The following is an 18,674-nucleotide window of genomic DNA, read 5'->3' on the forward strand; positions in this document are numbered from 1 at the left end:
AAATTCGAGAATGTGAAAGAGCTTGAGATGGGCTTGAAGGAGTACATCCACTACTACAACAACGATCGGATCAAGATCAAACTAAAAGGGCTGAGTCCTGTGCAGTACAGAACTCAGCCCTCTATGGCCTAATCAGCTTTTTAAACCGTCCAACTTATTGGGGTCAGTTCAATGGAGCGGCTTTTTTGTGGGTGTCGCTTGTGTCAGCTCAAACGCAAGCGTTCGGATCGCCCATCCGCATGCAGTCGCAGAGTTTCGGCCCGAAGGGGGGCGTGGTCGAGTGACCAGTCGCTGAGCACCTGCCGCGTGGCCGAGCCCAGAGGGTGGTCTGCTGGGCGGTGGGTGTGCCCATGGACCAGCCGATCGGCCCCAGCAGCATGGAGCCACTGCAGGCTGAGTGCGGTATCGGCATCGGCGTAGACCATACCGGCATCTTTTTGGGCAGTGCTTTGCGCACGCATGGACCGCGCCAAGGCCAGACGCTCGTTCAAGGGCTTGGCCAGAAACTCGGCTTGCCATGGCGCTGATCGCACTTGTTGGCGAAAGACTTGGTAGTCGGTGTCGTCCAGGCACAGGGCGTCGCCATGGCTGAGCAAAATGCGTTGTTGGCCCCAATTCAAAAGGGTCGGGTCGATCAGGGCTTGAACGCCGCAGTCGGTTAAAAATTCGGTGCCCACCAGAAAGTCCCGGTTGCCGGGCATGAAGGCCACATGGCAGCGCTGTGCGGTCTGGCGCAAGACGTCAGCGCATTGCTGCAAAAAAGGGTCGTGGGCCACGGCATCGTCGCCCACCCAGACTTCAAACAAATCTCCCAGAATCAACACGGCCTGGGCGGGTGTGGTGGCCATGTGATGGCGCCACGCCTCAAAAGTAGCCTGCTCGTATGCTTGCAGGTGCAGGTCCGAGATCAGGTCCACAACTTGCCATGACGCGGGTGCTTGCAGTTGGCCGATGGGCGGCGTCTGAGGCAGCGCGTTCATGGCAGGGCTGGCCTTACAGGGCGACAGCCTTTTCGATCACCACGTCTTCTTTGGGCACGTCACCGTGGCCGCCGCGGTTGCCGGTTTTCACGCCTTTGATCTGGTCCACCACTTCGGTGCCCTTGACCACTTTGCCGAACACGGCGTAACCCCAGCCCTGCATCGAAGGCGCAGTGTGGTTCAGGAAGCCGTTGTCCGCCACGTTGATGAAGAACTGTGACGAAGCCGAGTGAGGGGCTGAGGTGCGGGCCATGGCCACGGTGTACTCGTTGTTTTTCAGACCGTTGTTCGCTTCGTTCTCGATGGTGGCATCGGTGGGCTTTTGCGACATACCGGGTTCAAAGCCGCCGCCTTGGACCATGAAGCCAGGGATCACACGGTGAAAAATCGTGTTGTTGTAGTGACCCTTGTTCACATAAGCCAGGAAGTTGGCGGTGGACTTGGGGGCTTTCTCAGCGTCCAGTTCGAGCGTGATGACGCCGTAGCCGGTGATGTGCAGTTCTACTTGGGGGTTGCTCATGGTTTATTTCAACAAAGTAACGGATTGAATGAGGACCGGCGTTTTGGGAACGTCGGAAGGAAAAGGACCACCCGCACCAGTCGGGGTGGACCTGATTTTTTGGACCACGTCCATGCCGGACGTGACTTTGCCAAAAACGGTGTAGCCAAACAGCTGTGGTGCGTTGACCAGTTGTGAGCGAGCAACGTTTTCGTAGACGCGGCCTTGGTATTCAAACTTGGCCACCGGGTCGCCATCGGGGATGGGGGTGGGGTCCAGAAAAGCGTTGTCCACAACGTTGATGAAAAACTGCGATGACGCCGAATGCGGGTCACCCGTGCGGGCCATGGCCAAAGTGCCGGTGGTGTTTTTCAGACCGGCAGCCAGGGCCTTGCGGCCTTCGTGTTCGATGGGCGCACGTGTGGGCTTTTGCTGGTATTTGGCGTCGTAACCACCACCTTGCACCATGAAGCTTGAAATCACGCGGTGAAAGACCGTGCCATCGTAGTGCTTGTCATTAACGTATTGCAAAAAGTTGGCCACGGTGCGCGGAGCCTTGTCTGCGTAAAGCTCGGCTTCAATGTCACCCATTGAGGTGCTGATGCGAACTTTGCTGATGCCATTGCTCTGTGCATGTGCGCTCGGAGGAAAGAGCAAACCGGTGCTCAGGGATGCCAGGAGGGTGCAAGCGGCAATAAAGCGTGAAGTGTTCATGGGCGTATAAAAGTGATGTTCAAGGGGTAGCCTTGAGCATTTGATCGATGCTCAGCTGCTTGTTCAAGATGCGGCGTTGTTGGGGGATGATCTGCAAGGCTTTGGCGTAAGCATTGCTGGCCAGTGTGGCATACACATCGCCCATGTTTTCCAGTGCGATGGCGTAGTCAGGACGTGCTTGAATGGCCGCTTGCAGCGAAACCAAGGCATCGGTGTGGCGGTTTTCTCGGGCCAGCAAAACGGCCAGGTTGTTGTGTGGCTCAGCCAGTTCGGGAAACGATTGGGTCAGGGCCTGCAAGGTGTCCATGGCGGCCTGGGTTTGGCCTTGTGCGTCCTGGATGCGGCTGAGCAGCAAACGCATTTGCGGGTCGGTGGGGGCGGTGTTCAGGCGTTGGTCGACCTGTTGGCGGGCTTTTTCCAGTTGGCCACCCTGGATCAGTCGGTTCACATCGCTGTAAATGTCTGCCCGTGCACCCGCACTGAGGACCATCAGGGCGCAAGACAAAGCGAACGAAATGAGAAGGCGCATGCGGCAATGGGTATCGGGTCTGGGGGAGGTTTTGGCCCACAAGGGCAGGCCTGACGGGGCTATACTGAGGTCCATTGTAGCGGAGGCCTTTTTTTCGGACTCGCCAGCTCTCCCCGCTGTCCATGTGTGCGACAGCCGCCTTTGTGACCGATTTCCTGTATTGATTTGGCTGCGCTTCTTGGCGCGGCATGGCGTTTTTTTGTTTCTTTGAATGTTTCCTGATTTGACATGAGTCTGCGCATTTTCAACACACTCACCCGTGCGGTATCCGAGTTCACGCCTGCCGAGCCAGGCCATGTGCGCATGTACGTGTGTGGCATGACGGTGTACGACCTGTGCCATCTGGGCCATGCCCGCTCGATGATCGCGTTCGACGTGGTGCAGCGCTGGCTCAAGGCCAGTGGCCTGAAGGTGACCTACGTTCGCAACATCACCGACATCGACGACAAGATCATCAAGCGTGCCCTGGAAAACGGCGAGACCATCCGCAACTTGACCGACCGGATGATCGATGCACTGCACCAGGATGCCGATGCCTTGGGCATTGAGCGACCCCAGCACGAACCCCGCGCCACCGACTTTGTGCCGCAAATGCTGTCGATGATCGGCACGCTGGAGCAAAAAGGGCTGGCTTACCGCGCGGGCAATGGCGATGTGAACTACGCCGTGCGCAAGTTCCCTGGTTATGGCAAGTTGTCCGGCAAATCACTGGACGAGTTGAATGCCGGTGAGCGCGTGGCCGTGAACACCGACGCGGGTGGCAAACACGATCCGCTGGACTTTGTGCTTTGGAAAAGCGCCAAGCCCACCGAGCCTGCCGATTGCAAATGGGACAGTGCTTTTGGCTCGGGCCGTCCCGGCTGGCACATCGAGTGCTCGGCCATGGCCTGCGAGTTGTTGGGCCAGACCTTTGACATCCACGGCGGCGGTGCCGATTTGCAGTTCCCGCACCACGAAAACGAGATCGCCCAAAGCGAAGGTGCCAGCGGTCAGCCCTTTGCCCGCACATGGATGCACAACGGCTTCATCAATGTGGACAACGAAAAAATGTCCAAGAGCCTGGGCAATTTCTTCACCATCCGTGATGTGCTCAAGTCGTTTGATGCCGAAACTGTGCGATTTTTTGTGGTGCGCAGCCATTACCGCAGCCCGCTGAACTACAGCGATGTGCATTTGAACGACGCCAAAGGCGCCTTGAAGCGCCTGTACACCGCCTTGCAGGCCGTGCCGCCGGCCGATGTGACCATCGACTGGGCTGATCCGATGGCCGCGCGCTTCAAAGCGGCCATGGACGAAGACTTTGGCACGCCCGATGCGGTGGCCGTTCTGTTCGAGCTGGCCAGCGAGGTCAACCGCAGCCAGTCGGCCGAGCGTTCTGGCTTGCTCAAGGCGCTGGGGGGCTTGCTGGGTTTGTTGCAAACCGATCCCACCACGTATCTGCAGTCTGGTGCGGGCTTGGATGACGCCGCCATTCAGGCCCAAATTCAGGCCCGTGCGGACGCCAAAAAAGCCAAGAACTTTGCCGAGGCCGACCGCATTCGCAACGAGCTGCTGGCGCAGGGCATCGTGCTCAAGGACTCGGCCACGGGCACCACTTGGGAGGCGGCGCAGTGAGCGTGGCGTCCAAAGAAGTTCCCAAAGACGTGGTTCCTGTCACGCCCGAATACTGGGCGCTGGCCTGCGCGCACTTGGCCAAAAAAGACCGGGTCATGAAAAAGCTGATCCCCCAATTTGGCAACGCCATTTTGGAGACGCGCGGCGATGCCTTTGTGACCTTGGCTCGCTCGATTGTGGGTCAGCAAATCTCGGTCAAAGCGGCGCAGTCGGTGTGGGACAAGTTCTCTCTGTTGACCAAAAAGCTCACGCCTGCGGCGGTGCTCAAGCTCAAGGTGGACGACATGCGCGCAGCCGGTCTGTCGGTTCGCAAGGTGGAATACCTGGTCGATCTGGCCCTGCATTTCAGCAATGGCGCGGTGCATGTCAAGGATTGGCAGGCCATGGACGACGAGGCCATCATCGACGAGTTGGTTGCCATTCGCGGCATTGGCCGCTGGACGGCCGAGATGTTCTTGATCTTCCACCTGATGCGGCCTAACGTGTTGCCGCTTGACGATGTAGGCCTGATCAACGGCATCAGCAGCAACTATTTCTCGGGCGAGCCGGTCAGCCGCAGCGATGCCCGTGAGGTGGCTCAGGCCTGGAGTCCGTATTGCACGGTGGCAACTTGGTATATTTGGCGCTCGCTGGACCCGGTTCCGGTGGCGTATTGAGGGCTGGACACACCTGTCCGCCCGCTGATGAACAGAGGAGTAAAACTTGGCCAAAAGAACATTTCTCGACTTTGAGCAACCCGTTGCCGAACTCGAAGCCAAGATCGAAGAGCTGCGCTATGTGCAAAGTGAATCCGCGGTGGACATCACCTCGGAAATTGATCAGCTGAGCAAGAAAAGCCAGCAACTGACCAAAGACATCTACAGCGACCTGACCCCTTGGCAGGTCACCAAAATTTCGCGTCACCCCGAGCGTCCGTACACACTGGACTACATCAACGGCATCTTCACGGACTTTGTGGAAATGCACGGTGACCGCCACTTTGCAGACGACCTGTCCATCGTGGGCGGTTTGGCCCGTTTCAATGGGCAGGCCTGCATGGTGCTGGGCCACCAAAAAGGCCGCGACACCAAAGAGCGCACCTTGCGCAACTTTGGCATGAGCAAGCCCGAGGGCTATCGCAAGGCCTTGCGCCTGATGAAGACGGCCGAGAAGTTCAAGCTGCCTGTGTTCACCTTTGTGGACACGCCCGGCGCTTACCCCGGCATCGACGCCGAAGAGCGCGGCCAGTCCGAAGCCATTGGCCGCAATATTTTTGAAATGGCCCAGCTCGAAGTGCCGATCATCACCACCATCATCGGCGAAGGCGGCTCGGGCGGTGCCTTGGCCATCTCGGTGGCCGATCAGGTGCTGATGCTGCAGTACTCGGTGTATTCCGTGATCAGCCCCGAGGGTTGCGCTTCGATTCTGTGGAAAACCGGCGAAAAAGCCGAAGTGGCTGCTGAGGCATTGGGTATCACGGCCCATCGTCTGAAGGCTTTGAATGTGATCGACAAGATCGTCAGCGAGCCTGTGGGCGGTGCACACCGCGATCATGAACAAATGATCTCTTTGCTCAAACGTGCGCTGGGCGATGCCTGGCGTCAATTGGCCGACCTCAAGCCCAAAGAGTTGCAAGAGCGTCGCTATGAGCGCCTGAACAGCTACGGACGTTTCACCGACACCAAAGCGGGCAAGTAAAACCCAACAGGCGAGCCGCAAGGCCTTCGCACATGTCGCAAAACCTCGACCAGGCCCTGGCTGATTTCTGCCCGGGCCTTCCTTTTGCGGTGGCCCTGAGCGGCGGTGCCGATTCCACAGCCTTGCTGCTGGCCTGCGTGCAGCGTTGGCCCGGACAGGTGAGGGCGGTGCACATCCACCACGGTTTGCAACACGCCGCCGATGACTTCGCAGCGCATTGCCGCGCAATGTGTGAAGATTTGGGTGTGCCATTGTTGGTGTGCCATGTGCAGGCCGGTCACGCCCCCGGGCAAAGCCCCGAAGACGCGGCCAGACAGGCCCGGTATGCAGCCTTGGCCGAGTCTGTGCAAACCGAATGGCCCGATGTGCGTGATGTGGCCGTGGCCCAGCATGCCGACGATCAGGTCGAAACCTTGCTGATTGCCCTGTCGCGAGGTGCAGGCTTGCCCGGCTTGGCCAGCATGCCCGCACAGTGGCAACGCAGCGGGCTCAACTGGCACCGCCCCTTTTTGACTGTGCCCGGTGCCGCCTTGCGCGACTGGCTGGGCGAACGCGGGCAAGCCTGGGTGGAAGACCCGACCAACAGCAACGAACAATTCACCCGCAACCGCATCCGCGCCCGCCTGTTGCCTGTCCTGGCAGAGGCTTTTCCGGCCTTTCGAGACACCTTTGCCCGCAGTGCCGCCCATGCTGCGCAAGCCCAAGAGGTGCTCGATGAGGTCGCAGCCCATGACTTGGCCCATGTGGGTATCCCGCCGCGGATCACCGCCTTGCAAGCATTGAGCCGAGCACGGCAGGCGCTGGTTTTGCGCCATTGGCTGCGCACCATTCACGCCACCACGCCGTCTACTGCGCAGCTGAACGAGCTGCTCGATCAAGTGGCCGACTGCAACACCCGAGGCCACCGCCTACACCTCAAAGTGGGGCAGGGCCATGTGCTTCGCCAAGGCACCGTGCTCAGCTGGTCGCCACGCTGACGATGGCGCCTTGCGCCGCAACGCCCGGCGTGGGTTGAGCGATTGCTACAATCTAGGGCTTTGCTGGAAGTCATTTCAGCGCAAATTTCCCCTCATCAGAACTACACATGGCTTTGATCGTTCACAAATACGGCGGCACCTCGATGGGCTCGACCGAGCGCATCCGCAATGTCGCCAAGCGCGTGGCCAAATGGACGCGTGCCGGCCACCAGATCGTGGTGGTGCCCAGCGCCATGAGCGGCGAGACCAATCGCTTGCTGGGCCTGGCCAAGGAATTGGCACCCGCCAAACCCGACACCTCTTACAGCCGCGAGCTGGACATGTTGGCCTCGACCGGCGAACAAGCGTCGTCGGCCTTGCTGGCGATTGCCCTGCAATCCGAAGGCCAGCCTTCGGTCAGTTACGCGGGCTGGCAAGTGCCCATCAAGACCAACAGCGCTTTCACCAAAGCCCGCATCGAGTCGATCGACGATGTGCGTGTGCGCGGCGATTTGAACGCGGGCAAAGTCGTGATCATCACCGGCTTTCAGGGTGTGGACGAGCAAGGCAACATCACCACCTTGGGCCGTGGCGGCTCCGACACCTCGGCCGTGGCAGTGGCTGCAGCCCTCAAGGCTGACGAGTGCCTGATCTACACCGACGTGGACGGCGTGTACACCACCGACCCCCGCGTGGTGCCCGAAGCGCGTCGCTTGCAGACCGTGAGCTTTGAAGAGATGCTGGAGATGGCATCGCTCGGCTCCAAGGTCTTGCAAATCCGCTCGGTCGAATTTGCAGGCAAATACAAAGTGCCCATGCGCGTGCTTTCGAGCTTCACGCCCTGGGACATCGACATCAACGAAGAAGCCGCCTCTGGCACCCTGATCACTTTTGAGGAAGACGAACAAATGGAACAAGCCGTCGTTTCCGGCATCGCTTTCAACCGCGACGAAGCCAAAATTTCCGTGTTGGGCGTGCCTGACAAGCCCGGCATTGCGTACCAAATTTTGGGCGCCGTGGCGGACGCCAACATCGAAGTGGACGTGATCATCCAGAACCTGAGCAAAGACGGCAAAACCGACTTCAGCTTCACTGTGCACCGCAATGACTACGCCAAGACCATCGACTTGCTCAAGGAGAAAGTCCTGCCCGGTCTGGGCGCCACAGAAGTCAGCGGCGACGCCAAGATCTGCAAAGTGTCGATCGTCGGTATCGGCATGCGCAGCCATGTGGGCGTGGCCAGCAAGATGTTCCGCAGCTTGAGCGAAGAGGGCATCAACATCCAGATGATCTCCACATCCGAAATCAAGACCTCGGTCGTGATCGATGAAAAATACATGGAATTGGCCGTGCGTGCTTTGCACAAAGCCTTCGATCTGGATCAAGCGTAAGCTATAATTTGACCCACTGGAAACGTGACCGAGTGGCCGAAGGTGCTCCCCTGCTAAGGGAGTATGGGGTGTAGAGCCTCATCGAGGGTTCGAATCCCTCCGTTTCCGCCAAGATAAACCCCGTAAGTCTTTGACTTACGGGGTTTTTTCTTTTGCGCTTTGTTTTTGCTGTGATCACAGAAGGTCAATCTAGAACGATCTGGGTACGCTGCGCAGGTCGCCCATGATCTGGGAAAGCCAACATGGCTGCTCAACCATAAGATTAATATTTTTGTTGTTTTTGTATAGTCTCTTTGGTGGATTCTAAAACCAAATAATTCAAGCAAGATACCTCATCAAGTTTTTAAAAATGCGCGTTAAGTCTTTGTTACTAAACAAAGGATGAGGAAAAAAGTTATGACAAAGTGGGATTCTCATATTGCAGTTCGTACCCTGCAGTGTTTGAAGTTGATCGTTGCCCTGTCGCTCATGTTTGCTGCGGCCTCATATGCTCAAGTCAGCAAAGACAATGCTGCGACCGCTGGCAGTTCCGTGAGTATTGAGGCTTATGGTGAATTGTTCGCCTCGACTAAGCCCGTCAGCGCCCAACTGAGCAAGGTGTTTTTCTACCGTCCGACGTCGGTGCTGGCACCACATCCGGTCAACATTTACTTGGATGGCCGTTATCACACATCTTTGCTGCGAGGCGGATTTTCAGAGACCTGCGTGGTTCCAGGGGCCATGGCGGTTCAATCCGTGCTTGATGACGCCAGTCGCCAGCATTTGGGTAAGCAAGACGCTGGCCAGCGCTTGCAGTTTGATGCGGGCAAAACCATTTACCTGCGTCTGCAAGAGACGACCTACGCTCCACCCATTTTGCAGGCAGTGCCTGCAACGGTGGCTCAAAAAGAGTTGACAAACATTCGCAGACAAATTCACACGGTGTCGCGTGCGAAGAGCGTCAGGGAGTGTATGGATGAGATCAATGTGGCTGCAGCGCCTACGCCTGCAGAAAAACCCAAGCCGGAGCAAAAATTTGCACTGGAAACAGATGCCTTGTTTGAGTTCGGCAAGGCCGAAATGAGGGCTGCAGGTTACAACGCTATTGAAATCATGCTTCACAAAGTCAAAATGGATTACCGCGTGGTTGAGCGTATCCGAGTGATTGGCTATACCGATGCGATTGGCCCTGTGAAACTCAATCGCAAGCTTTCCGAAGACAGGGCCATGACTGTGGCTGAGCAAATTCGTCTTGGTGGTGTCCATCCGACCAAAGGCATGCAAACCGAAGGCCGGGGTGCCGCTGAATTGGCGAAAACAGATTGCGCTAACCAACCCACACCCAAAAACAAACAATGTCATGCCCCCAATCGTCGTGTTGAGGTGGTCGTTTTTGGCATTCGAAACTGATGTTTTAAATCCAAGCCATTTCATTTCTTGCTACTTGTTAAAGGGCCTTCACAATGACAAAGACATACCAAATCAAGATCAATCAGGGTAAAGATGCCAAAGCTTTGGACGTTCCACAGGCTGGTGCCAAAGGTCAGCCGGTGACCGTGAATGCGGTCGCTGGCGCTCGATACCAACTGATTGATCCAGAAACGGGCTTTGCACCAGAGAACATCCGCGCCACTCGCCAAGGCAAAGACCTCAAGGTCAGCTTTGAAGGCAGTACGACCTCTGACTTGGTCATTCAAGACTATTACAAAGTCAGTCAAGAAGGCTACAACGGCTTGGTTGGTGAGACGGAGTCAGGCAAGTTTTACGAATACATCCCTGAAAGCGCTTCAGGCATGGCCAGTGTGCCCATGCTGGCTGACTCTGGTCAGTTGGTGGGCATGGCTTTGGGGGGCGCAGAAGTTGCGCCGGCCGGTGCGGCGGTCGGTGTGCTGGCTGCGGGCTTGTTCAGTCCGTGGCTGCTGGGGGCTGGTGCTGTGGCCGCTGCTGCGGCAGGTGCAGGCAAGGGCGGTGTGGCGGATACAACGCCACCATCAGGGCAGACGGGCGCTCTGGCGGCTGCCAGTGATTCAGGCGCTAAAGACAACATCACCAACATCACCAAGCCCACGATCATTGGAAAAGCTGAGGCTGGCGCTGCCGTGGAGGTGTCATTTCGTGACGCGGCAGGCAAACTCACAGGCCCCTACAAGCCCACGTCACTCGATGCGAATGGCAATTACACCTTGCAGGTACCCAATGACTTGGTGGATGCATCTGTAGACACAAAAGGTACCCTATACACCCCTGTGATCAAGGTGACGGATGCTGCTAGCAACAGCAGTACAGCTGACGGCACGCCATTTACGGTGGATACCCGGGCGGCCGCAGTGACTGCGCTGATCGATGCTGATGCCAACAACGACGGGTACATCAATGCCGCTGAAAAAGCATTGGGCACTACGACAAGCATCACTGCGTTGCTGGACAAAGCCAAAATGGTGGCAGGCGATGTCATCACTTTGTCGGACGGCACAAATACGAAGACCCTGACCCTCACGGATGCCGACATCGGTACGGGCAAAGTTGTGAGCACAGGTTGGCCGCTGCCCACGGCAGAAGGTCAAGCTTTGAACATCACTGCAACAGTCAAGGATCTGGCTGGCAATGTGTCGCCGGTGACTTTAGACAATGCGGTGCTGGACACCGCGGTCCCCAACGGCGGCGCGGCGGTGGGTCTGACCATTGACTTGGATGTCGGTAATGACGGCACGATCAACGCCAGCGATAAAGGTGCCGCTAAGACCACAAGCCTGACGGCAAGCTTTGACCCGACCAAAGTGAATGCGGGTGACACCGTGACCTTCAGTGATGGCACCACCACCAAGTCGGTTACCTTGACTGCAGCAGACCTGACACAGGGCAAAGTCACCAGTGCCGGGTGGAACTTGCCCGCTGAAGGTGCCACGCTGAATGTCACCGCAGTTCTGAAAGATCCGGCGGCCAATGCCACCCAGACGGCAATGGATGCCGCCAAGCTGGATACGACAGCGCCCAATGGTGGCGTTGCGGTGGGCTTGACCATTGACCTGGACGCCGGGAATGATGGTGCGATCAACTTCACCGAAATCGGCGGCACCAATAAGTCCACCACCACAAGCCTGACCGCCACTTTTGACAAGAACTTTGTGGCAGTGGGCGACATCATCACTTTCAATGATTCAGCGACCAACACCAGCAAGCAGGTGACTTTGGATGCAGCCGCTGTCAACGCCGGGAGGGTGATGAGTTCCGGTTGGAGTCTGCCAACTGAGGGCGGGACTTTGAATGTGACCGCGGTCCTCAAAGATCCTTATGGCAACGCCACTGCATTGGCGAATGACAGTGCGCTGGTGGACACCCAAATTGTTGGAGACGTGTCTTTACAGTACGATTCTTTTAAAGTCACAACAGAAAATTTTGCCTACAAGAGTGATCCTCAGGGCATGTGGAAGGTCGCTGCTGGTGCAGCCTCCATACATTACCCGAATGGTGCCAACGTGTCGGGTAGTTTTGAACTGGCGGACAACGCCGGCAACATGAACGTGTATGCGGTAGGCAACCCAACCACCATTACAAGTTCAAGTGTCGGCTATACCAATCTGAATTCATCGGGTACCCCCAGTAACTTGAGTGTGAGCGGATTGCTTGCCAACTCGGATAGCAGTCTTTACATCGGCAACGTCACCACTCAAAGCATCAAGACCATCAGCCTGGCAGATGGTCAGTTCAATAAACTCAATGTGGACTTGCTTGATGTCCTCAATCACGGCGTTCTCGACGTGTTAAAGCTCAATCTTGGGGTTCACCCGCAATTCAAAATTGATGGCGATCTCACCGGGGATCAGGTGCGTTTGACCAACAATTTGGGCAACCCTGCAGGTTGGACTGCGCATGAAACCCTGACGGACAGTGGACACACTTACACCCACTATTCAGGCAATGCTCTAGGTTTGCAAGTTGATTTGTTGATCGATCAGAACGTTAAAGTAACCATCGTTTGATGAGAAGCGGTAAATTGTTCTGCACATTTATTGCGCCATGACAAATATTTAAGAATCACCATTGGGTTTAATCAAATCCATGCGCACATCAATGCCTATCCCAGTTCTTGGATCATGGTTCCTGGGGCTTGCCTTTGGGTGTTCGGCTGTGCGTGCCGATGCTTTGCTCGATTTCACCTTGTTTAATCCACCAAGCGCAGCGCAGCGGCAGATAGCGGAGCCCGTCGTCAGTTGGTTGGTCAAGCCCGATGCGCAAACATTTTGTGAGCAAGCGCAGCCCAAGGACGGGTATCACTCTAGGCAAGATGGTTGTGTTTACTGGCACCGCAAGTCCTCCACTTGCACCATCGTGACCACAAACAGTACGACCCATTCGCAACTGGGTCATTTGCTTGTGCACTGCATGCAGGGGCAATGACATGGCCTTGCATTCACTTTTTCGGTACCTTTTGCGTTGTTGGCGGGGCGCCGTTGTGGCGGCCCTCGTCATGGTTTTGACGGCTTGTCAAACCTTTCAGCCGCCGGCGGTTGATCAGGTTCGATTCGTGCCAGGACAAATACCCAACCGGATCATTCCCGAACCTAAAATCAAATATTTGGTCAGGCAAGATGGCTATGAATATTGCGCACGAATCACGGGCATACCCGTGACGCCCACATCGCGCCCGATGGCGTGCGCTTTTTGGAATACTCGTCGCAAGGAGTGCACCATCGTCACGCCGCAGGAGACTGGCTACAACTATCTGGGGCATGAATTGAGACATTGTTTTGAGGGGAGCTTTCATGACTGATTCTGAAAAAGCACCTCTGACACGCCCGATCAGTCGACGACGCTGGGTCGTACAAGCCGTTGCTGCGTTTGTTTCTTCTCATCAAGTTCCGAAAGCATTTGCTCAATCGACGGGTTCTGTAGCCGTTGGGTTTTTGAGCCATTACCCGCCTTTCAGTTTCAGTGACCGTGACGGCACGCTCAAGGGTTTTGATCTGGATGTGATGCAGCGACTGTGCACGATCATGGGCGTGAATCTGGTGCGTGTCCCTGAGGGTATGGCAACACTCTCACAAAAGTTGCGCGCAGGCCAAATTGACTGGATTGGCAATCAACTGTTGACCACGCCAGAAAATCGGCGGGAGTTTGACTTTGTGCGGCCTTCTTACGCATCCATTCAGTTAACAAGCATCCAGCATGAGGACGACAACCGTGACTTTTTGAGTTTGGATGATTTGGTTGGCAAGAAGCTGGGTGTCTTGGCCAAAACTGGCATAGAAGACCAGGCTCGAGGTGCCTTGGGCAAGTCGGTTATGGCTTACGCGCGCATTGAAGACGCGTTGAAGGATTTGGCAGATAAAAAACTGGATGTGGTTCTTGAAGAAAACTTGATCGCAGAGTATTACATCGAGCGTGACACCCTGCCTGTCAAAGTGACCGCACCATTTGCTTCGCCGATCCCCGTGGGTCTGGCGGTTCGCAAAGGACAGCGAGACATGCAAGCGAAGTTGTCAGACGCCGTCAAAACCATGCTTGGCGATGGTTCATTCAAGGTGATTTCAGAGAAATGGTTTGGTTACGACGTGAGTCGTGCACGCATGGGTCATGCCATGTCTAGTTGAAAATTTCAATCAGTTTGTGTTTGTCATCTACCGTCAGTTGGATCAACTCTGGCAGATTTGCGCAGCCCATTTTGTCCAATACGCGGCTGCGATGCAGTTTCACAGTTGAAGGTGCTGAGCCATTGAGCTCCGCAATTTCCTTGTTCCCGTAGCCCTTGATGATCAGGCGGCATATTTCTTGTTCCTTATCGGTCAATCTATTAAAGCGTTGGCTGACGTCCATGTGCCTGACCAAGTTGTTTTGGCGATCACGGTCTCTTTTCAGACCATTCTCAATGGTAACGATGAGTGCACCCATGCTGAACGGTTTCAGCAAGAAGTCAATGGCACCACGTTTCATCGCTTCGATGATCTCGGTTGCCAGACTCTCTCCACTGATGAAAATGATGGGAGTTTCTCGTCCACTGAGCAAAAGCTTGTTTTGCAGCTCAATGCCAGTCATCTCAGGCATGCGCATGTCCAACAAAATCACGGCAGGAGAGATGGGCAGAGAGTCTTTCAAAAAGGCGCGAGGCCCGTCAAAAGTTTGAACAGAATAGTGAGACGAGCTGAGACTGAATGCAAGACTTCTGCAAATGGATGGATCATCATCGATCAGGTAAATATGGCCTCTGAAATCATCGAAATTCATAAAGTACGGTGTTTGATGGCGTGTTGCTACACGTACGCCAGTTGGAGTACGCAATATGATAATGGTTTCTTTAAGTTAATTCTAAAGAATCTATCTTTGGGTGCTTTTTTATCAATGATTTAAGAGCGCCCAACTTTGGCGCGGTCATGCGCTGAAGCCGTTGCGCTGCGATGGTGGCCTGTCCTGCGACAAGGCTGTGGCGCAGGGACTTTCGGCCATCGCGTTGGGGACTACCAGTCTGGCATGGCTTGTGCAAAGATGATGGGCAACACCATTCATCAGGAGCCCCGCATGATCCGTCGACACCTCATTTCTCTGGCCGCATTGAGCACTTGTGCCTTGCTGGCCCCCGCCGCCATGGCCCAGGGCAAAGACATCAAGATCGCCCACATCTACAGCAAGACCGGTCCGCTGGAGGCCTACGGCAAACAGACCCAGACCGGTTTGATGATGGGCCTGAGCTATGCCACCGGCGGCACCATGGAAGTGGCTGGCCGCAATATTGTGGTGATCGAAAAAGACGACCAGGGCAAGCCAGACCTGGGCAAAAACCTGTTGGCCGCCGCTTATGGCGACGACAAAGTGGACCTGGCTGTCGGCCCGACCGCCTCGCCCGTGGCCCTGGCCATGCTGCCCGTGGCCGAAGAGTACAAAAAGATTTTGCTGGTCGAGCCCGCTGTGGCCGACTCCATCACCGGTGACAAGTGGAACAAATACATCTTCCGCACCGGCCGCAACAGCAGCCAGGACGCGATTGCCAACGCCGTGGCGGTGGACAAAGAGGGCGTGAGCATTGTCACCATGGCGCAAGACTCGGCTTTTGGCCGTGACGGGGTCAAGGCCTTCAAGGAGGCGTTGAAAAAATCCAGGCTGGTGCACGAAGAGTACCTGCCGCCCGCCACCACCGACTTCACGGCCGGTGCGCAGCGCATGATCGACAAGCTCAAGGGTTTGCCCGGCCGCAAAATCATTTTCATCATCTGGGCCGGTGGCAACCCCTTCAAGATTGCCGACATGGACTTGAAGCGCTACGGCATCGAGATCGCCACAGGTGGCAACATCCTGCCCGCCATGGTGGCTTACAAGCAGTTCCCCGGCATGGAAGGCGCGGCCTACTATTACTTCGGCATGCCCAAGAACCCGGTCAACGACGCCATGGTGGCCTCGCACTACCAACAGTTCAAGACACCGCCAGACTTCTTCACCGCTGGCGGCTTCTCGTCGGCCATGGCCTTGGTCACAGCCCTCAAAAAGACCAACGGTGACACCAACACCAACAAGCTCATCAGCACCCTGGAAGGCATGAGCTTTGACACGCCCAAGGGCAAGATGACCTTCCGCAAGGAAGACCACCAGGCCATGCAGAGCATGTACCACTTCAAGATCAAGATCGACCCCGCTTTTGCCTGGGGCGTGCCCGAGCTGATCCGCGAGATCAAGCCCGAAGAGATGAATGTGCCGATCCGCAACAAACGTTGATGGTCTCAATGTAGGTCGGTGGCTTCAGCCCCGACATGCAGGTTGAGCAAAGGTCTGTGTCGGAGCTGAAGCTCCGACCTACAAAAAATCACGTTCTTTTGCATTGACGGGTTCGCCCATTTTTTGAACTGATCTCATGCTTGAAACCCAAAACCTGACCGTGCGGTTTGGCGGTCATGTGGCCGTGAATGCGGTCTCGTGCCGCTTTGAACCCGGCACGCTCACGGCCATCGTTGGCCCCAACGGGGCGGGCAAAACGACGTACTTCAACCTGATCTCGGGGCAGCTGCCTGCGACCGATGGCACGGTACACCTGAACGGGCGCGAGCTGACGGGTTTGCCCGCATCCGCACGCACCCGCGCAGGTTTGGGCCGGGCGTTTCAGTTGACCAATTTGTTTCCTAATTTGTCGGTGCTGGAAAACGTGCGCCTGGCCGTGCAGGCCACCAAAGAGGGCGCACACCGCCGGGGCCTGAACCTGTGGAGCATCTGGAGCGACCACGCGGCTTTGACGAATCGCGCTTTGGAGATTTTGCAATCCGTGTCGATGACCGCACAGCAAGACGCTCCGGTGGCCAGCCTGCCGCACGGCGACCAGCGCAAGCTGGAGGTGGCGTTGTTGATGGCGCTGGAGCCTTCGGTTTACATGTTCGACGAGCCCACCGCAGGCATGAGCCATGACGAAGCACCGGTGATCCTCGACCTGATTCGCCAGCTCAAAAAAGACAAAACCAAAACCATCTTGCTGGTCGAACACAAGATGGACGTGGTGCGCGAGCTGGCCGATCGCATCATCGTGCTGCACAACGGCCAGTTGGTGGCCGATGGCGAGCCGAACGAGGTGATTGCTTCGCCCATCGTGCAAGAGGCTTATTTGGGCAAAGCGAAGGTGGCCGCATGAACAAGCCTGACATGAACACAAATTTGCTGACCCTCGACGGCGTGCACACGCACATTGGGGCTTACCACATCCTGCACGGGGTCGACCTGGTCGTGCCGCGTGGCGAGCTGACCATGCTGCTGGGGCGCAACGGCGCCGGCAAGACCACCACGCTGCGCACCATCATGGGCCTGTGGCAAGCCTCGCAAGGGCGAATCACCTTTGGCGGTGAAGACATCACGGCACTCAACACGCCCGCCATTGCCCAAAAAAACATCGCCTATGTGCCGGAAAACATGGGCATCTTCTCGGACCTGACCGTGAAAGAAAACATGCTGCTGGCCGCTCGCAGCGCACAGAATGCATCGCAGATGGACGAGGCGCGGCTGCAGTGGATTTTTAAACTCTTTCCGGCGGTGGAAAAGTTTTGGAACCACCCGGCGGGCAAATTGTCTGGCGGACAAAAGCAGATGCTGGCCGTCTCGCGGGCTATTGTGGAGCCACGTGATTTGCTGATCATCGACGAGCCCAGCAAGGGCTTGGCCCCGGCCATCATCCAAAACATGATCGAGGCCTTTCAGCAGCTCAAGGCCAGCGGCGTGACCATCTTGCTGGTGGAGCAAAACATCCACTTCGCCCAACAACTGGGCGATACCGTGGCCGTGATGGACAACGGCCGCGTGGTGCACGCGGGCCACATGCAGGCGCTGGCCGAAGACACGGCTTTGCAGCAATCCTTGTTGGGACTGGCTTTATGAGCACCATGAACAAACTCTTCGGCGATCTGGATGTGCGCCCCTTGCTGCTGGTGCCGGTGCTGGCTTTGCTGGCATTTCCGCTGATCGGCTCAGGTTCGACCTGGCTCACCCTCACCGTGGCGGGCCTGGCCATGGGCATGATCATCTTCATCATGGCCTCGGGCCTGACGCTGGTGTTTGGCCTGATGGACGTGCTGAATTTTGGCCACGGACTGTTCATTGCGCTGGGCGCTTTTGTAGCCACCAGCGTGCTGGGCGCCATGGGCGACTGGACCGGCTCGGGCGAGTGGTGGCGCAACATGGTGGCGGTGCTGCCTGCCATGTTGATCGCGATGGCCGTGGCCGCCGCGGTGGGCTTGGCGTTTGAGCGTTTCATCGTGCGGCCTGTGTATGGCCAGCACCTCAAGCAGATCCTGATCACCATGGGCGGCATGATCATTGGCGAAGAACTCATCAAGGTGATTTGGGGCCCGCTGCAGATTGCCTTGCCTTTGCCCGAAGCCATGCGTGGCTCGGTGCTCTGGGGGGACGCTGCGATAGAAAAGTACCGCTTGCTGGCCGTGGCTGTGGGCCTGGCCGTCTTCGCCGCGCAAATGTGGGTGCTGGGCCGCACCAAGATCGGCCTGCTCATTCGCGCGGGTGTGCAAGACCGCGAGATGGTCGAGTCGCTGGGCTACCGCATCCGCCGCCTGTTTGTGGGCGTGTTTGTGGTGGGCAGCGCGCTGGCCGGGCTGGGCGGTGTCATGTGGGGCCTGTACCAGCAAAACGTGGTGCCGCAGATGGGGGCGCAGGTCAACGTGTTGATCTTCATCGTCATCATCATCGGCGGGCTGGGCTCCACGGGTGGTGCGCTGATCGGTGCCTTGCTGGTGGGTCTGATGGCCAACTACACCGGCTTTCTGGCGCCCAAGCTGGCGCTGTTTTCCAACATCGCGCTGATGGCGGGTGTGTTGTTGTGGCGTCCGCAGGGTGTCTATCCCGTGGCCAACCGTTGAA

20 protein-coding genes and 1 tRNA gene are annotated in these 18,674 nt (G+C 56.8%); 15 read left to right on the forward strand and 6 right to left on the reverse strand.

Annotated features, from left to right (window positions below; translation table 11 throughout):
* Positions 1 to 132, forward strand: a 132-nt coding sequence (locus B9Z52_RS12095) for an IS3 family transposase (protein WP_146182808.1), incomplete at its 5' end; no start/stop codon positions are given.
* A 71-nt stretch (positions 133 to 203) separates the two neighbouring features.
* On the opposite strand, the gene B9Z52_RS12100 is transcribed toward B9Z52_RS12095, so the two are convergent.
* Genes B9Z52_RS12100 through B9Z52_RS12115 form a run of 4 tightly spaced genes read right to left on the reverse strand, consistent with a single transcriptional unit; the run spans position 204 to position 2,722 of the window.
* Positions 204 to 980, reverse strand: coding sequence for a UDP-2,3-diacylglucosamine diphosphatase (locus B9Z52_RS12100; RefSeq protein WP_108414123.1), 777 nt, complete (start codon positions 978 to 980; stop codon positions 204 to 206).
* A gap of 13 nt (positions 981 to 993) precedes the next feature.
* Positions 994 to 1,500: a peptidylprolyl isomerase gene (locus B9Z52_RS12105; protein ID WP_108414124.1), complete on the reverse strand. Its 507-nt coding sequence runs from the start codon at positions 1,498 to 1,500 to the stop codon at positions 994 to 996.
* A gap of 3 nt (positions 1,501 to 1,503) precedes the next feature.
* Positions 1,504 to 2,193, reverse strand: a complete 690-nt coding sequence (locus B9Z52_RS12110; protein ID WP_108414125.1) for a peptidylprolyl isomerase — start codon at positions 2,191 to 2,193, stop codon at positions 1,504 to 1,506.
* Between the two features lie 19 nt (positions 2,194 to 2,212).
* A complete protein-coding gene (locus tag B9Z52_RS12115) occupies positions 2,213 to 2,722 on the reverse strand; it encodes a tetratricopeptide repeat protein (protein WP_108414126.1) in 510 nt (169 codons plus the stop codon).
* 228 nt (positions 2,723 to 2,950) lie between these two features.
* Here B9Z52_RS12115 and cysS point away from each other — a divergent pair, with 228 nt between their 5' ends.
* From cysS to B9Z52_RS12150, 7 genes are all read left to right on the forward strand, one after another.
* A complete protein-coding gene (cysS, locus tag B9Z52_RS12120) occupies positions 2,951 to 4,336 on the forward strand; it encodes a cysteine--tRNA ligase (RefSeq protein ID WP_108414127.1) in 1,386 nt (461 codons plus the stop codon).
* Complete coding sequence (locus B9Z52_RS12125) at positions 4,333 to 4,992, forward strand: DNA-3-methyladenine glycosylase (protein ID WP_233251947.1); 660 nt, start codon at positions 4,333 to 4,335, stop codon at positions 4,990 to 4,992. Before cysS ends, B9Z52_RS12125 begins: the two co-directional genes overlap by 4 nt.
* Positions 4,993 to 5,038: 46 nt before the next feature.
* The gene (locus B9Z52_RS12130; protein ID WP_108414128.1) at positions 5,039 to 6,013 is read left to right on the forward strand and encodes an acetyl-CoA carboxylase carboxyltransferase subunit alpha; all 975 of its coding nucleotides are present in this window, start codon (positions 5,039 to 5,041) and stop codon (positions 6,011 to 6,013) included.
* A 32-nt stretch (positions 6,014 to 6,045) separates the two neighbouring features.
* Positions 6,046 to 6,990, forward strand: a complete 945-nt coding sequence (gene tilS, locus B9Z52_RS12135; protein WP_108414129.1) for a tRNA lysidine(34) synthetase TilS — start codon at positions 6,046 to 6,048, stop codon at positions 6,988 to 6,990.
* A 107-nt stretch (positions 6,991 to 7,097) separates the two neighbouring features.
* Complete coding sequence (locus tag B9Z52_RS12140; RefSeq protein WP_108414130.1) at positions 7,098 to 8,360, forward strand: aspartate kinase; 1,263 nt, start codon at positions 7,098 to 7,100, stop codon at positions 8,358 to 8,360.
* 18 nt (positions 8,361 to 8,378) lie between these two features.
* Positions 8,379 to 8,471, forward strand: a tRNA-Ser gene (locus B9Z52_RS12145).
* A 285-nt stretch (positions 8,472 to 8,756) separates the two neighbouring features.
* Positions 8,757 to 9,749 carry an OmpA family protein gene (locus B9Z52_RS12150; RefSeq protein WP_158270562.1) on the forward strand — a complete coding sequence of 331 codons (993 nt, stop codon included), beginning with the start codon at positions 8,757 to 8,759 and terminating at the stop codon, positions 9,747 to 9,749.
* A gap of 20 nt (positions 9,750 to 9,769) precedes the next feature.
* Here B9Z52_RS12150 and B9Z52_RS17685 read toward each other — a convergent pair whose 3' ends face one another.
* Positions 9,770 to 10,036 carry a hypothetical protein gene (locus tag B9Z52_RS17685; RefSeq protein WP_146182851.1) on the reverse strand — a complete coding sequence of 89 codons (267 nt, stop codon included), beginning with the start codon at positions 10,034 to 10,036 and terminating at the stop codon, positions 9,770 to 9,772.
* A 111-nt stretch (positions 10,037 to 10,147) separates the two neighbouring features.
* On the opposite strand from B9Z52_RS17685, the gene B9Z52_RS12155 reads away from it, so the two are divergent.
* The 3 genes from B9Z52_RS12155 (at position 10,148) to B9Z52_RS12165 (ending at position 13,930) form a co-directional block, all read left to right on the forward strand.
* Positions 10,148 to 12,319, forward strand: a complete 2,172-nt coding sequence (locus tag B9Z52_RS12155) for an Ig-like domain-containing protein (protein WP_146182852.1) — start codon at positions 10,148 to 10,150, stop codon at positions 12,317 to 12,319.
* A 419-nt stretch (positions 12,320 to 12,738) separates the two neighbouring features.
* Positions 12,739 to 13,110 carry a hypothetical protein gene (locus B9Z52_RS12160; RefSeq protein ID WP_108414133.1) on the forward strand — a complete coding sequence of 124 codons (372 nt, stop codon included), beginning with the start codon at positions 12,739 to 12,741 and terminating at the stop codon, positions 13,108 to 13,110.
* Complete coding sequence (locus tag B9Z52_RS12165) at positions 13,103 to 13,930, forward strand: ABC transporter substrate-binding protein (protein WP_108414134.1); 828 nt, start codon at positions 13,103 to 13,105, stop codon at positions 13,928 to 13,930. The genes B9Z52_RS12160 and B9Z52_RS12165 overlap by 8 nt, the downstream gene beginning before the upstream one ends.
* Here the strand turns inward: B9Z52_RS12165 and B9Z52_RS12170 are convergent.
* Complete coding sequence (locus B9Z52_RS12170) at positions 13,923 to 14,561, reverse strand: response regulator transcription factor (protein WP_108414135.1); 639 nt, start codon at positions 14,559 to 14,561, stop codon at positions 13,923 to 13,925. The two genes, B9Z52_RS12165 and B9Z52_RS12170, sit on opposite strands and share 8 nt — an antisense overlap.
* Positions 14,562 to 14,852: 291 nt before the next feature.
* Here B9Z52_RS12170 and B9Z52_RS12175 point away from each other — a divergent pair, with 291 nt between their 5' ends.
* The 4 genes from B9Z52_RS12175 (at position 14,853) to B9Z52_RS12190 (ending at position 18,673) form a co-directional block, all read left to right on the forward strand.
* Positions 14,853 to 16,040 (forward strand): substrate-binding domain-containing protein, encoded by a 1,188-nt coding sequence (locus tag B9Z52_RS12175; protein ID WP_108414275.1) that lies wholly within the window; start codon positions 14,853 to 14,855, stop codon positions 16,038 to 16,040.
* Positions 16,041 to 16,176: 136 nt separating this feature from the next.
* A complete protein-coding gene (locus tag B9Z52_RS12180; protein ID WP_108414136.1) occupies positions 16,177 to 16,941 on the forward strand; it encodes an ABC transporter ATP-binding protein in 765 nt (254 codons plus the stop codon).
* A gap of 11 nt (positions 16,942 to 16,952) precedes the next feature.
* Positions 16,953 to 17,678, forward strand: coding sequence for an ABC transporter ATP-binding protein (locus B9Z52_RS12185; RefSeq protein ID WP_108414276.1), 726 nt, complete (start codon positions 16,953 to 16,955; stop codon positions 17,676 to 17,678).
* 5 nt (positions 17,679 to 17,683) lie between these two features.
* Positions 17,684 to 18,673, forward strand: a complete 990-nt coding sequence (locus B9Z52_RS12190) for a branched-chain amino acid ABC transporter permease (protein WP_369907918.1) — start codon at positions 17,684 to 17,686, stop codon at positions 18,671 to 18,673.
* Position 18,674 lies beyond the last annotated feature (1 nt).

It is taken from the genome of Limnohabitans sp. Jir72, assembly GCF_003063575.1.
Classification (GTDB): Bacteria; Pseudomonadota; Gammaproteobacteria; order Burkholderiales; family Burkholderiaceae_C; genus Limnohabitans_A.